The sequence below is a fragment of the Cohnella suwonensis genome, assembly GCF_042655365.1.
Lineage (GTDB): Bacteria > Bacillota > Bacilli > Paenibacillales > Paenibacillaceae > Cohnella > Cohnella suwonensis.
Genome location: NZ_JBHSMH010000101.1, coordinates 184779 through 199829, shown reverse-complemented (window position 1 = coordinate 199829; position 15051 = coordinate 184779). Strand labels below are relative to the sequence as shown.

Below are 15051 nucleotides of genomic sequence, written 5' to 3'. Positions count from 1 at the left end.
AACTAGGTTAGAACCGATTCCGCCGGAACGCGGCTATAACCATCCGCCGGAAGGTAAACGACGAACTTGCTTCCTTTGCCGGGTTCGCTTTCCGCCGCGATCGTTCCGCCGTGACGCTCGACGATTTCTTTGGCGATGGCCAGACCCAGACCGCTTCCCGTCGACGGGTCGGACTGGGATCCCCGGTTGTTGCGGTCGAATATCCCGTTCAGGTCCTCCGCTCCGATCCCTTGTCCCTCGTCCTCCACGCTGATCCGCACGCCGTCCGCCCGAATCGTCGCCTCCAGCCTGACCCGCTTGTTCGCCGGCGAATATTTGCACGCGTTGTGAACGAGATTCGATAGCACCCGACGCATGCCGTGCGAATCGATCGTCATGAACGGATCGCAATCGGAGCGGATCTCTTTCTCGCATTGCAGCCCGGCGTTCTGGACGAACTCCTCGAAGAAGACGAATTCCCTCTCTACCCATGGTTTCATGCTCAACTCTTCGGTCGATTCGTATGTCGCGGCCGCTTCCTGCTCGGCCAAGCTCAACCTGAACAAGTCGTCGATGAATCTCGTAATGTAGACGACTTTCCCGTACAGATTTTCCAAGTGCTTGTTTTGCTCTCCCGGGTGCACCTGAATGCCGAGCATCATCGCTTTGATCCCGCCTTGCACGACGGTCAGAGGGGATCTCACGTCATGCGAAATGTTCTGCAGCAGCTCGTTGCGTCTCCTCTGGGATTGAACGAGCTTCTCGGTTCGTTCGCCCACCGTATGCTCCAATTCCTCGTTCCACCGCTCCAACGTTCGGACCAGCTTCTCTTGATTCGAGATCATTTGCCGCTGTGCGCTGATCATCTCCCTCTCGAATTGCCTTGTCTGATAGGATAATGCGGAGGTGATTACGATGAATTCCGTAACGGATCCCAACTGATAACCGTAATGGGTCAGCACGTTGTAACCGGCCAAGCTGAACGTGTACAGTACGGAAGGGTAGACGAGACCAATGAAGGCGATCAGAGCAAGAGCGAGATATCGCGCCGCGATATTGCCTCGGAACACGCTGAGGAGAATCGTCACGATCATTAACAAGGCGATGACAAGCTCGTACCAGATGGCGATCGTGGAGAATCCCGGCCAATGAAAGAGAAGCGCCAATACGACGAACGGCGACGCCCATTTTATAGCTATAACCACATAACGCAATGAGGAGGCATACACGTTCAAATGCAGCACTTTGACTATGAAGAAAAGCGCAAACCACAAGCAAAGGATAAAGAAGAAGAGGAAGATGCCCTCGTAAGAATCGAAAGTTCGCAAGAGCAGCCGGATCAGACTGCTGTGTTCCCCGAGCATTTCTTGGGGCAAACCGTTCCAGAATAATTGGGACAGCGCGAAACAGACGATATACAGCGAATAGAAAAGGTAGGCGTTGTTTCTCATGAAGACATACATGGAGAAACTGTACGCCGCCATGAGCAGGACGAAACCGTAATACAAGCCGAAAAGCATATATTCCGCCCGGAGCTTGCCGTGATAGGCCGAAGAACTCATCAATTCGAGCGGGAGAATCATCGACCCTTCGGTCGTCGCCCGCAGATAGAGAGTAACCGGGCGATCGGCGGGCAAGGCGAGCTCGTAAGCCCAATAATGATCCGCCAGCTTCTCGCCTGCCCCGATACTTTCGTCCGTTCCCAATCGTTGTCCGTCCGCGTACAAAGCGACCGTATCGACAATGGCATTCGACAATCGAAGCACCCATCGATCCTTCGAGGTTTCGTTCGTTATCGTCGACCGTATCCAGTAGGTATTGCCGTCGAGCCCGAAAGCCGTGCGGCCCGATGCGGGAACAAACCGCTCCTTCGCCGGCGATACCTGAACTTGCGCATAGGTCAACGAACCCTCCGGATCGGAGAGCACTTGCATGCCTTCGTTCAATCTCACCTTCTCCAGCCCTTCGGTTAAACGAATGACGGAACTCGGGACGCCGTCGGAACTCTGCCGGCTCTCCCACGGCATAAAAAGGAACCAGACGAGAGCGACTCCCGCAACGAACAGAAGAATGGAGAGGAAAAACAGACGATTGCGTTCTGCGAAGGTCTTTTTCATCAAAAATCGCACAGGATACTCCGATCTTCTATAAGTCGGAGAGGAATGAGCGTCAGGCGTGAGCCTGAATGCCTTTTTCGGATACTTCCTCTCCTCTAAAGTATGCTATAATTGACATTGCAAGGAGGCGAACATATGATCGTAACGGTGACGGCAAAAATAAAATTGAAGCCAACCCAAGCTCAAGCAGAAGCTTTACTGGAAACTATCTCCGCTTATCGTAAAGGCTGCAACCTCGTATCTTCTGTGGTGTTTACCACCAGACAATTAAAGCAGCCTGCCCTGCATTTAATCACCTACAATACGCTTCGCAGCACCATTGGCCTCCGTTCCCAGATGGCCCAATCGGTTATGAAGACCGTCATCGCCAGATACAAGACCAATCGAAGCAATGGCCACGATTGGACGCTAGTTCAGTTTAAGCAGCCGGAGTACAATCTCGTATGGAATCGCGACTATTCGTTAACCTCCGGTTTGTTTTCGGTGAACACCCTGCAAGGGAGAATCAAGGTTCCCTTTGAAAGGAAGGCGATGGAGGCATACTTCGATGGTTCCTGGGTGTTCGGAACCGCGAAGCTTGTCCGCAAGCATCACAAGTGGTTTCTGCATATTCCGATGTCCAAGGAGATCGCCGAGCCGCAGTTGGAAGAGATGACGCAGATTGTAGGCATCGATTTGGGAATCAACTTTCTCGCGACAGTCTATGACACGCAGGGCAAAACCACCTTCTTTCCGGGAAGAGCGATTAAACGAAAGCGAGCAAGATACAAACAAATACGCCAGCAATTGCAGAAGAAGCAAACGCCATCCGCCCGCCGTAAGCTCAAGCAAATCGGGCAGCGAGAAAACCGTTGGATGACCGATGTGAACCATCAGGTCAGCAAGGCACTCGTGAGCCGATATGAAGCGAATACGCTGTTTGTGCTGGAGGATTTGACGGGCGTGCGCAACGTGACCGAACAGGTCAGGCTCAAAGACCGCTATATATCGGTATCGTGGGCGTTCCACCAGTTACGCAAGATGGTGGAGTATAAGGCACAGCTTGCAGGGGCTAGGGTCATTGCAGTAGACCCGAGGTACACCTCACAAGCATGTCCCCGCTGCGAGCATACGCAGAAGGCCAATCGAGACAAGAAGAAGCATCGCTTTTGCTGCAAGAAATGCGGCTATCGGAGCAACGATGACCGAGTAGCGGCGATGAACCTTTTAGCCAAAGGAAAGGCATACCTTGAAGAAGGTGCAAGCATAGCATGACTATGCTTGCAGGGCAGCTGTCAATCTGCCCGTCGGTAAGCAAAGCATGCCGCAGATGTGACACCATGTTCTTAATGAACAGCCAAAGATCGGAGTCGAAAGACGTTTGCACGATTGGGTAGTCACAAGCCGCCACGTCAAACATCAGTTAAGTGGGGGTTATTGACGGACTGACCTCTCTACCTATCCGATCTAGTACATTTGAAATTATAAAGAGCCAAGGTGATGTTCAAGTAAAGTGTTACTTTTTGTCGAGTTTTGAATGAATCAAGCTAAGAACAATAAAGAAAAGACAGAGCCTAATACGGCCCTGCCCTGCCTTTGTCAATATCTGAATGGAATCGTAAAATAAAACCGGCTGCCTTCGCCGGGCTCGCTGTCCGCCCAAACCGTTCCTCCATGCCGATCCACGATTTCTTTGACGATGGATAGCCCGATGCCTTGTCCAGGTTTGTCATCGGTTTGTTCCAGCCGGGAAAGCCTGTTAAAGATCAACGGCAAATGTTCGGCTTCGATTCCCGGCCCATTGTCCCCTACCGTCACCCGTGCGCTGCGATCGTCCAAAGACGCCTCCAGCTTGACCGTCCCGTTCTTCGGAGAATACTTGCAGGCATTGTCGATCAAGTTGGCCAACACTCGCTTAATTGCATGCTTTTGAACGTGAACTTCAACTTCTCTCAAGGCAGGTTCCACCCGGTATTCGCACCGCATACCCGCCTGCTCGATATCGGACGAAAATTCGTGAAACAAGCTCTCCATCCATTCGCCAAAACGAACGATCTCCCGCTGCTCCTCTTCCGCCGAAGCTTCAAGCTTTCCAAGCTGGCTCAACTCCTGGATATAGCGATACACATCGAGCACTTTTTGGTGTATATGGTTCAACATCCTGTCTTGTCGCTCCGGATCATGAATCAATCGTTGCATGAAAGCTTCGACTCCACCCAGAACATAAGCGAGAGGAGCGCGAATATCGTGGGAAATGTTCTGGAGAAGTTTCGTCCGAACTTCCAGTTCCATGCGGGCGCGATCCTTCTCCCTCTGCATAAGCAGCAACCGATTGTACAGAACGAAACACAAAAGAAGAAAATCGACAACGGATCCGAATTGCATGCCGAAGTTAGCGAACGTATTGTCGGGGAACAGGCCGTAAGACATCATGATTTTGGGCATCCCGAATACAACGGTTGTCAACATGGCGATTGAAAAAAACACGGCGACTCTGCTGCCTTTAAAGGCGCACCAAAGGATGACAGCTATGATCGCGATTACGGCCGTCAGCTCGAATACGGAAACGTAAGGACCGATTCCATGTCGATAAAAAAGGGCCCACGCCGCCGTTGCAACCGGACATAGCGCCATGAACACCCGCATGACGATATCCGCCGGAAAGAAGCGCTGACGAGTGTCCAAGATTTTTCGGAAAAACGGAAAAAACGTCCAGATGGTTATATAGACGAGCAAATGATGCACGGCGCTTTTCAGATGATCGCTTCCGAATAGCGTCCGCTCCAGGCCGTTCCAGATGAAATTGGAAGCGCCGAAGCTGACGACTCCAATCAAATAGTAGAGAAAAGCGGTGTCGCGCGTGAAAAATAAGAGAATCAGCACGAATACGATCACAATGGCGATTAACCCATAATACAGACCGAAAAAGAAATAATACTTGGTTTGCGTATCATGATACGTCAATGGATCCAACAGCTTAAACGGGATCGTCATTTCGCCTTCCGTCGCCAATCGGAAATAAACCGCAGTCGTTTCTCCGGGAGGAAGCTTTACCTCATACGCCGGATAGTTTCCGCGCAGCGGCTTCGCTTCAACGGTCGAATAAAATTGAATATGTTCGATGAGCGGATTATCCATTTGCACAATCCAAGTATCGTTCGAGGTTTCGTTTCGCACGGCGACGCGGAACCAATGAACCGACGACTGGAAGCCGAAAGCAATCTGTCCGTGAATCGCTTTGAATTGCCGGCTTATGTCGGGCGACAAAATTTCCTCATACGACAGATTCCCGCTATCGTCCACCAGCAGCTCCATTCGGTCGTTTAGCGAATAAGCATGTTGCGGATTAGGCAATTCGAGAAGTCCCTTTTGCGCCTCGGCGGCGCTGGCCTCTGACGGCTGGATCAAGAGGATCCCTACAATCAGGTAAAGCAAAGCGGCGATGACCCCGCCTTTTCTCACCGTCGAGCCACTCCTTTCAACTTAGATTGGCATCGAATTTATAGCCGAAGCCTTTCACGGTATGGATGTATTTTCGTCCTTCGGAGCGGGTCTCAATCGCTTTGCGAAGATGATAAATATGCGTCTTTACGGTGTCCGGAGAATAGTATACAGAATTTCCCCAGACTTGAACGTACAGCCTCTCGGCATGAAGCACCGTCCGTGGCCGGGAGGCCAGGGCGATAAGCAGCTGCATCTCTTTAGCCGTTAGTTCAACGGCATGTCCATTAACGGATACGGTTACGCGATCCAGGTCGATTTGCATGCCGGGAAAGGTTAACGTGTGCCCGGATTTCCTTGCGGCTGCAAGCTGCATGCCCCATCTTAAATTGGACTTGATTCTGGCCTTGATTTCATCTGAACGGAACGGCTTTACAATATAATCGTTACCGCCGGATTGAAGCGATTTCAACATGGCGTCCGTATTCGTGTCGCCCGACAGGAACAAAATTGGCTGGTGATAGCTAAGGCGAATTTGTCGGCACAATTCCGTGCCATCGGTGTCCGGCATGTGCAAATCCAAAATGATTAAATCGGGATCCACGCTGTTTAACATGGACAGCCCTTCGCTTCCGCCGTATGCGCTATATACTTGATATCCCTCTGCTTCTAGAAATAGGCCGAGAATCTCGTGCAGCCAGGGATCGTCATCGATCACCAGTATTTTTTCGGTCAAGGAGGCACCCTCGCTTTTTCATGTCATTCACACGAATTTTACCATGAATTCCGCAAGAGTTTGCAATTATCTAATATGAATGTGCGACGGTACGGTACGTTTCTTCCATAGTGCCACCGTAAGCCCAAAAATGTTACTATACCGATAGGGCCATTCCTTCATGTCATGAAGAAGAGGAGACTGCGAGTTGAAGCCCAACGTCATTTTCGTCATCGACGACGACCCGGATATCCAACAGCTTGTGACGGCCTTTCTGTCCCACGAGGGATATATCGTCCGCAACGCGCTCAGCGCCTCCGAGGCGCTTCGTTTGCTTACGATCGAAGAGCCGGATCTGATCGTCCTGGATATCCAGATGCCCGACATGGACGGCATTACGCTCTGCGACAATATTCGCAAACATTATCGGCGGCCGATTCTGTTCGTATCGGGTTCGCGGAATCAAGAGCATAAGACGCTCTCTCTCAAGACCGGCGGCGACGATTTCATTAGCAAGCCTTTCGACCCCGAAGATCTCGTGCTGCGGGTGAAAGCGAATTTACGCTGGAGCCGCCTGATCGACCTGACTCCAACCAAGGAATCGAAGCTCGAGTTCCCCGGATTAAGCATCGATCTGGAGCGAAAGACGGTTACGGTGAACCATCGGCCCGTGCCCCTGCTGGCGAAAGAATTCCAGTTGCTCGTCGAGCTGGCCAAGAAACCGAACCTAGTGTTCCACCCGGAGCAGCTCTACCGCCAAGCATGGGACGATGACGCCAATTACTCCAAAGATACAGTGAAAGCCCACATTTCCAACCTACGCCGCAAAATTGAGCCGACTCCGGCCGAGCCTCGGTACATTATGACGGTTAGCCGTCTCGGTTATAAATTTAATCCTTATGGCGTCGCGGCATCGGAAAAGCGTTAGTCTATGCGGAAAAGGCATCATCCTCATGAACGAAGGATGATGCCTTTTTCATTTCCTTTTATCCCTCGTAGGGGACTTCGAACAGAATATTAGGATGGGAGGCGAGCTGGGTCGCCGTCGCTTTCACCCTGACCCTGAGGTAAGTCCAAGTGTTCGGAAACGCCCAGTTGTCCGACGGGATGGACGTATAAGTCGCCCCTTGGTTCGTGGAATATTCCATGGCGGTCGTCGATCCGGACAGGACGATCGTCGAACTCGGCCCCGCGTACATGGTGAAGGTCGGAGCTGCCGCGACCGGCAAGACGGTGCCAAGCACCTCGGGCTCGGACGCTAATACCGTCGCTGTCGCCGGTATGCGGACGAGCACGTCTCCCGGCGCGTAAGTCAGTCCTGTCGTCGACGTCGTGTAGCTGCCTCCGCCCGGACGGAACTCGTAGATGCCGTTAAGACCGTTCACCCATTTGTTGGCCACATGATAGGTCACTCCGCTTATCGGAGCGGCGGCCGCGGCCGCGATCGTACCTATCGTCTCGGGCTCCGACGGCAGCACGGAGTCCGTCGCCCGAACGCGGACTTCGACCAGCCCGGCTACGAATTCGACGCCGCCGGACAAGGTGCTATACGCGCCTCCGCCCAGACGGTATTCATACAGGCTGCCGAGCCCGGTCACCGTTCCCGCCGCGATGTTATACGTCGCGCCGCTCGTCGGAGCCGGCGCCGCGGGAGCGATCGTGCCGATCGTCTCGGACAGCGATGCCGGCTTCGTCGCCGTCGCCGCCACTCGAACCTCAACGTCTCCGGCTATGAAAACGACATTGTCGGTTAAAGTTTGATAAGCGCCGCCGCCAATACGGTACTCATAAGACGGGTCGAGCCCCGATACCGTGCCGTTAACGATGCTGTAGGTCACGCCGCTCGTCGGCGCGCTCGCGGGCGATACTTTGGCCGGAACGATCGCCACGGCCGCCGGGTCGGAAGCGAACGCCAAACCGCTGATTTTGACCCTGACGTGGATATATTCGTACGACTCCGGATCGATATTGTCGTAGCTAACGCCGCCTGCCGTAAAAGACGTCGCGCCCGACCAAGCCGCATCGTCTCCCGGCAGAACCGCTTGGTTGATCAGCACGTATTCGTAAGTTTTCCCGGCTTCCAACCCCGTCAGCTTCGTCCGGTCGGGGAGCGTGCCCTCGGCCAGGTCCACGACCGGTACGCTCGCCGCCGCGATCGTGCCGATATTCTCGGGCAACGACGGCAACGAGGAAGCGGTCGCTTTCAAGCGAACCTCGACATTCCCGGCGATAAAGGTGATGTTGCTTGCTTGGGTGCCGTAGGTTCCGCCATTCAATCGGTATTCGTATAGCGAGCCTAATCCCGTCACCGTGCCTTGGACGAGATCATAGACGACCCCGCTCGTCGGCGCGGCCGGCGTTGCGATCGTACCTAGGGTTTGCGGTAGCGATGCCGGCTTGGTCGCCGTCGCTTTGATTCGAACTTCGACCGTGCCTTCCGGGAACGCCACGCCCGTTGCCGTCGTGCCGTAGGCTCCGCCGTCCAGGCTGTATTCGTAGATCGAGCCCAGTCCGGTTACGGTACCCGCCGCAACGTCGTACGTCACGCCGCTCGTCGGCGCGCTCGCCGGCGACACGTTCGCCGCGACGATCGCGACGTCTTGGATGGCCGAGGCGAATGCCGACGAGGTGACCGCTTTTCTGACATGAATATATTCGTTCGCTCCCGGATCGATGTTATCTTGTTCCGTTCCGCTTGCCGTGAACGCGACCGCCGTCGACCAGGCTGCCGCATTTCCTGTCAGGACGGCATTGGAGTCTAGTACGTATTCATAGTTGACTCCATTAACCAAACCGGTCAGCTTCGTCCGGTCGGCCGCCGTTCCCGCTGCCATGATGACGTTCGACGCGGCAGGCGTTGCGATCGTTCCTAGGGTTTGCGGCAACGATGCCGGCTTGGTTGCCGTCGCTTTCACGCGAACTTGTACCGTTCCTTCCACAAAGGCGACTCCCGTTGCCGTCGTGCCGTAAGCGCCGCCGTTCAGGCTGTATTCATAGATCGAACCCAGTCCAGTTACGGTGCCTGCCGCCACGTTGTAAGTCACGCCGCTTGTCGGCGCGCTGGCTGGCGACACGTTAGCTGCGACGATCGCTATGTCTTTCACCGCGGATGGAAGATTGGCAGCCGTTGCTTGAGCACGCACATGGATATGGGCGTTCGCTCCCGGATCGATGTTATCTTGTTCCGTTCCGCTTGCCGTGAAAGAGACGGCCGTCGACCAGGATACGGCATTTCCTGCTAAAGCGGCATTGGAGTCTAACACGTATTCATAGTTGACTCCATTAACTAAACCAGTAAGTTTCGTCCTATCGGCCGCGGTTCCCGCTGTTAAGTTGACGTTCGGTGCGGCAGGGGTTGCAATCGTACCGATCGTTTGCGATAACGATGCCGGCTTGGTTGCCGTTGCTTTCACGCGAACTTGTACCGTTCCGTCCACGAACGCGACTCCCGTTGCCGTCGTGCCATATGCGCCGCCGTCAAGGCTGTATTCGTAGGTCGTTCCCAGTCCGGTTACGGTGCCGGCCGCCACGTTGTAAGTCACGCCGCTCGTCGGCGCGCTGGCTGCCGACACATTGACCGCGACGATCGCGACATCTTTCACCGCGGATGGAAGATTGGCAGCCGTTGCTTGGGTGCGAACATGGATATGGGCGTTCACTCCCGGATCGATGTTATCCTGTTCCGTTCCGCTTGCCGTGAAGGAGACGGCCGTTGACCATGCAGCCGCGTTCCCTGCCAGAGCGGCATTGGAATCGAGCACGTATTCATAGTTGACTCCATTAACCAAACCGGTTAGCTTCGTCCGATCGGCCGCCGTTCCTGCCGCCAAGGCTACGCCCGGCGCGGCCGCAGGCACCGCGATCGTTCCGATCGTCTCGGGTAGTGATGCCGGTTTGGTTGGCGTCGCATTCACCCGAACTTCAACCGCTCCTTCCACGAACGCGACTCCCGTTGCCGTCGTGCCGTAAGCACCGCCGTCAAGCCTGTATTCATAGGTCGTTCCCAGTCCGGTTACGGTGCCTGCCGCCACGTTGTAAGTCACGCTGCTCGTCGGCGCGCCGGCCGGCGACACGTTGGCCGCGACGATCGCGACGTCCGCGACCTCCGAGGCGAATGCCGACGATGTGACCGCTTTTCTTACATGGATGTATTCGTTCGCGAGCGGATCGATGTTATCTTGTTCCGTTCCGCTTGCCGTGAAAGAGATCGCTGTCGACCACGCTGCCGCATTCCCTGCCAGAGCGGCATTGGAGTCAAGCACGTATTCATAGTCGACTCCATTAACCAATCCGGTCAGCTTCGTCCGGTCGGCCGTCGTTCCTGCCGCCAATGCCACGCTCGGCGCGGCAGGGGTTGCAATCGTTCCGATCGTTTGCGACAACGATGCCGGCTTGGTTACCGTCGCTTTCACGCGAACTTGTACCGTTCCTTCCACGAAGGCGACTCCCGTTTCCGTCGTGCCGTAAGCGCCGCCGTCAAGGCTGTATTCGTAGGTCGTTCCCAGTCCGGTTACGGTTCCTGCAGCTACGTTATACGTAACGCCGCTTGTCGGCGCGCTAGCTGGCGACACGTTAGCCGCGACGATCGCCGCATCCTCGACCGCCGAAGCGAGCGCTTCTTCCGTGGCTTTAGCACGCAAATGGATGTAGGCATTCACGCCCGGGTCGATGTTATCCTCTTCCGTTCCGCTCGCCGTAAACGCGACGGCCGTCGACCAGGCTGCCGCGTTGCCTGCCAGAGCGGCATTGGAATCCAGCACGTATTCATAGTTGACTCCATTAACTAAACCAGTAAGCTTCGTCCGATCGGCAGCCGTTCCTGCCGCCAATGCTATGTTCGGCGCGGCCGCAGGCGCCGCGATCGTTCCGATCGTCTCGGGTAACGAGGCCGGTTTGGTTGACGTCGCTTGCACGCGAACTTGTATCGTTCCTTCCCCGAACGCAACCCCTGTTGCCATCGTGCTGTACGCTCCGCCGTCAAGGCTGTATTCGTAGTCCGTTCCCAGTCCGGTTACGGTGCCTGCCGCGACGTCGTAAGTCACGCCGCTCGTCGGCGCGCTCGCTGGCGACACGTTCGCCGCGACGATCGCGACGTCCGCGACCTCCGAGCTGAATGCCGACGTTGTGACCGCTTTTCTAACATGGATATAGGTATTCGCGCCCGAATTCACGTTATCTTGTTCCGTTCCGCTTGCCGTGAAAGCAATAGCCGTTGACCACGCCGCTGCATTCCCTGCCAGAGCGGCATTGGAGTCCAGCACGTATTCATAGTTGACTCCATTAACCAATCCGGTGAGCTTCGTCCGGTCGGCCGCCGTTCCTGCCGCCAACGCCACGCTCGGTGCGGCCGCAGGCGCCGGGATCGTTCCGATCGCCTCCGGAAGCGAAGCCGGCTTGGTCGACGTCGCTTTCACGCGAACTTGTATTGTGCCTTCCGCGAACGCAACCCCTGTTGCCGTCGTGCTGTACGCTCCGCCGTCAAGGCTGTATTCGTAGTCCGTTCCCAGTCCGGTTACGGTGCCTGCCGCCACGTTGTAAGTTACGCTACTTGTCGGCGCACCAGCTGCGGACACGTTGGCCGCGACGATCGCGACGTCCGCGATCTCCGAGGCGAATGCCGACGATGTGACCGCCTTTCTTACATGGATGTATTCGTTCGCGAGCAGATCGATGTTATCCTGTTCCGTTCCGCTTGCCGTGAAAGTGACCGCCGTCGACCATGCGGCCGCATTGCCTGCCAGAACGGCATTGGAATCCAGCACGTATTCATAGTTGACTCCATTAACCAAACCGGTGAGCTTTGTCCGGTCGGCCGCCGTTCCCGCTGCCAAGATGACGTTCGGCGCGGTAGGCGTCGCGATCGTGCCGATCGTGTGCGAAAGCGAAGCCGGTTTCGTTGCCGTTGCTTTGACGCGAACTTCGACCGTGCCTTCCACGAAGGTCACGCCTGTTGCCATCGTACCGTAGGCGCCGCCGTCCAAGCTGTATTCGTAGATCGATCCCAGTCCGGTTACGGTGCCTGCCGCCACGTCGTAAGCCACGCCGCTTGTCGGCGCGCCGGCTGCCGACACATTGGCCGCTACGATCGCGACGTCCGCGACCTCCGAGGCGAATGCCGACGAGGTGACCGCTTTTCTGACGTGGATGTATTCGTTCGAGAGCGGATCGATGTTATCCTGTTCCGTTCCGTTTGCCGTGAAAGCGACGGCCGTCGACCATGCGGCCGCATTCCCTGCCAGGATGGCATTGGAATCCAGCACGTATTCATAGTTGACCCCATTAGCCAAACCAGTAAGCTTCGTCCGGTCGGCCGCCGTTCCCGCTGCCAAATCAACGTTCGGCGCGGCAGGCGTTGCGATCGTGCCGATCGTCTGCGACAGTGAAGCCGGTTTCGTTGCCGTCGCTTTGACGCGAACTTCGACCGTTCCTTCCGGGAACGCCACGCCCGTTGCCGTCGTGCCGTAGGCACCGCCGTCCAGGCTATATTCATAGATCGAGCCCAGTCCGGTTACGGTACCTGCCGCGACGTCGTAAGTGACGCCGCTCGTCGGCGCGCTCGCCGGCGACACGTTCGCCGCGACGATCGCGACATCTTTCACCGCGGATGGAAGATGGGCATCCGTTGCTTGAGCACGCACATGGATGTAGGCATTCATGCCTGGGTCGATGTTATCCTCTTCCGTTCCGCTCGCCGTGAAAGAGTCTGCCGTTGACCAGGCTGCCGCATTCCCTGCCAGAGCGGCATTGGCATCCAGCACGTATTCATACTCGACTCCATTGACCAGCCCGGTGAGCTTCGTCCGGTCGGCCGCCGTTCCTGCCGCCAATGCTACGCTTGGCGCGGCCGCAGGCGCCTCAATCGTACCGATCGTCTCGGGCAGCGAAGCCGGCTTCGTTGCCGTCGCTCTAACGCGAACTTCGACTGTTCCTTCCGCGAACGCGACTCCCGTAGCTGTCGTGCTATAAGCGCCTCCGTCAAGTCGGTATTCATTGATCGAGCCCAGTCCGGTTACGGTACCTGCCGCGACGTCGTAAGTCACGCCGCTTGTCGGCGCGCCAGCTGGCGACACGTTGGCCGCGAAGATCGCGATATCCTTAACCGCCGAGGCAAGAGTCCCCGCCGATGCTTGAGTACGCACATGGATATAGGCGTTCGTTCCCGGATCGATGTTATCCTTTTCCGTTCCGCTTGCCGTGAACGCGACGGCCGTCGACCATGCAGTCGCATTTCCTGCCAGAACGGCGTTGGCATCCAGCACGTATTCGTACTCGACTCCCGCGGTCAATCCGGTTAGCTTCGTCCGGTCGGCCGCCGTTCCCGCTGCCAAGGTCACGCTAGGCGCGCTAGGCAGCGATGGCCCCACAGTACCGCCTCCAGTTCCGCCGCCGGCCCCCCCGCCTCCGATTTGCGCCTCTCCGATCTTCACGTTATCTTTCTGAGTTCCGTCAAGTGCATCCGGCTTCTTCTCGAACGACGAACCGCCTGCGTCATCGTTGACGGTCGCCTTCTCGATGTTGCCGAGGCCCAGCAGCTTCGCGACCGCATCGAGAACGAGCGATACGATCCTCGCTCCCGAATCCACGTCGACGACGGTATCCGAAGCGCCTTCGTTCACGTTCAGCTTCTCGATGGAACCTTGCGGTATATCGACTTTAACCGACTGTGCCATAATATCGACCGAACTGAAGTTTCCCGACAGCGTGACAACGGAGTCTTTTGGAAGCTCCGCGGACAATTCAACGTCAGTAAACGCCGTTCCCGATACCCTGTCTTCTTCTACCTTCGCCGACGATTTCAAGATGACCGTTTGTACGGTCGTAGAGCCTTCCGCCACGATTCTCACCGTACCGTTCGCCTTGTCGACCTCGACCGTAAGAATTACGGAGTCGACGAAGTGAACGGAGTTCGCTCCCCCTCCGTTTACGAACGTTTTTCTTAATACCTTAACGTTGCGGATCGTCACGTCGCCTTCGCCGATGCCTTGTCCAAGAGTCAAATCTCCTTTCACGATAAGGTTCCGCAGGGTAACGCCCGCAACCGAAATCGTGACGTTACCGTCAATCGTGCTCGTCCCGGATGCCGGACCATAGGTTCCCGCTTGGTCGTAACCGACGTTCTCGCCGGCGGCGTTGCCGTTCGACGCCTTTAGCGCGTTGCCGATCGCGACGACCGCTTGCGCTCGCGTAATCAATGCCCGCGGCTTGAACGTGCCGTCCGGAAATCCGTTCATAATCCGGTTGACCGACATCGCGCCTACCGCCCCTCGGCTCCAAGGAGCGATCGCGACCGAATCCGTATATTCGGACGCATTCCCTTGCGTCGTATCCAGCTTCGCCAGCTTGGCCAGCATGACCGCCGCTTCCTCGCGGCTGACCGGCTTGCCCGCGCGGAACGTGCCGTCCGCGTAGCCGTTGACGTACCCTGCCTTGACAGCGATCGCGGCCTGCGGGTATACCCAATCCGTCCGCTTCAAGTCGGCGAACGAGGCGGCCCCTTGCTCCGTTAACCCGAAAGCCCGGTTGACCAGCGTGACGAACTCCCCTCTCGTTACTTGGCCGTTCGGTTTAACGGAACCGTCCGAATAGCCGCTCAACCAGCCTTTGGCCACCCATTCCCGCAATGCGACTTCCGCCCATGAACCTTCGATGTCCGACGTCTTTACTGCCGCTGCAGCCGACGCCGCGCTTAATGAGGAGACTAGCATGCATACCATAAGGATGTAGCGTAAAAAAAGCTTTAAGGTTTTCATTCTTTCATGTTCCTCCTTGTAATACTGAAATAGCATGTCGAATGCCGTCGCCTATTAGTTTAAAAAGTCT

The 15051-nt window shown here is 56.1% G+C and carries 6 protein-coding genes; 2 read left to right on the top strand and 4 right to left on the bottom strand.

Going from position 1 to position 15051, the window contains the following annotated elements:
* Positions 1–2: 2 nt before the first annotated feature.
* The gene (locus tag ACFPPD_RS23145) at positions 3–2096 is read right to left on the bottom strand and encodes a sensor histidine kinase (RefSeq protein WP_378083539.1); all 2094 of its coding nucleotides are present in this window, start codon (positions 2094–2096) and stop codon (positions 3–5) included.
* Positions 2097–2231: 135 nt separating this feature from the next.
* Between ACFPPD_RS23145 and ACFPPD_RS23140 the strand changes: the two genes are divergently transcribed.
* Positions 2232–3350, top strand: a complete 1119-nt coding sequence (locus ACFPPD_RS23140; protein ID WP_209745932.1) for an RNA-guided endonuclease InsQ/TnpB family protein — start codon at positions 2232–2234, stop codon at positions 3348–3350.
* A 324-nt stretch (positions 3351–3674) separates the two neighbouring features.
* On the opposite strand, the gene ACFPPD_RS23135 is transcribed toward ACFPPD_RS23140, so the two are convergent.
* Positions 3675–5537, bottom strand: a complete 1863-nt coding sequence (locus tag ACFPPD_RS23135) for a sensor histidine kinase (RefSeq protein WP_209745930.1) — start codon at positions 5535–5537, stop codon at positions 3675–3677.
* Between the two features lie 16 nt (positions 5538–5553).
* The gene (locus ACFPPD_RS23130) at positions 5554–6252 is read right to left on the bottom strand and encodes a response regulator transcription factor (protein ID WP_209745928.1); all 699 of its coding nucleotides are present in this window, start codon (positions 6250–6252) and stop codon (positions 5554–5556) included.
* Between the two features lie 187 nt (positions 6253–6439).
* Between ACFPPD_RS23130 and ACFPPD_RS23125 the strand changes: the two genes are divergently transcribed.
* Positions 6440–7159: a response regulator transcription factor gene (locus ACFPPD_RS23125; protein WP_209745926.1), complete on the top strand. Its 720-nt coding sequence runs from the start codon at positions 6440–6442 to the stop codon at positions 7157–7159.
* 58 nt (positions 7160–7217) lie between these two features.
* Here the strand turns inward: ACFPPD_RS23125 and ACFPPD_RS23120 are convergent, their stop codons facing one another.
* The gene (locus ACFPPD_RS23120) at positions 7218–14981 is read right to left on the bottom strand and encodes an S-layer homology domain-containing protein (RefSeq protein ID WP_209745924.1); all 7764 of its coding nucleotides are present in this window, start codon (positions 14979–14981) and stop codon (positions 7218–7220) included.
* Positions 14982–15051 lie beyond the last annotated feature (70 nt).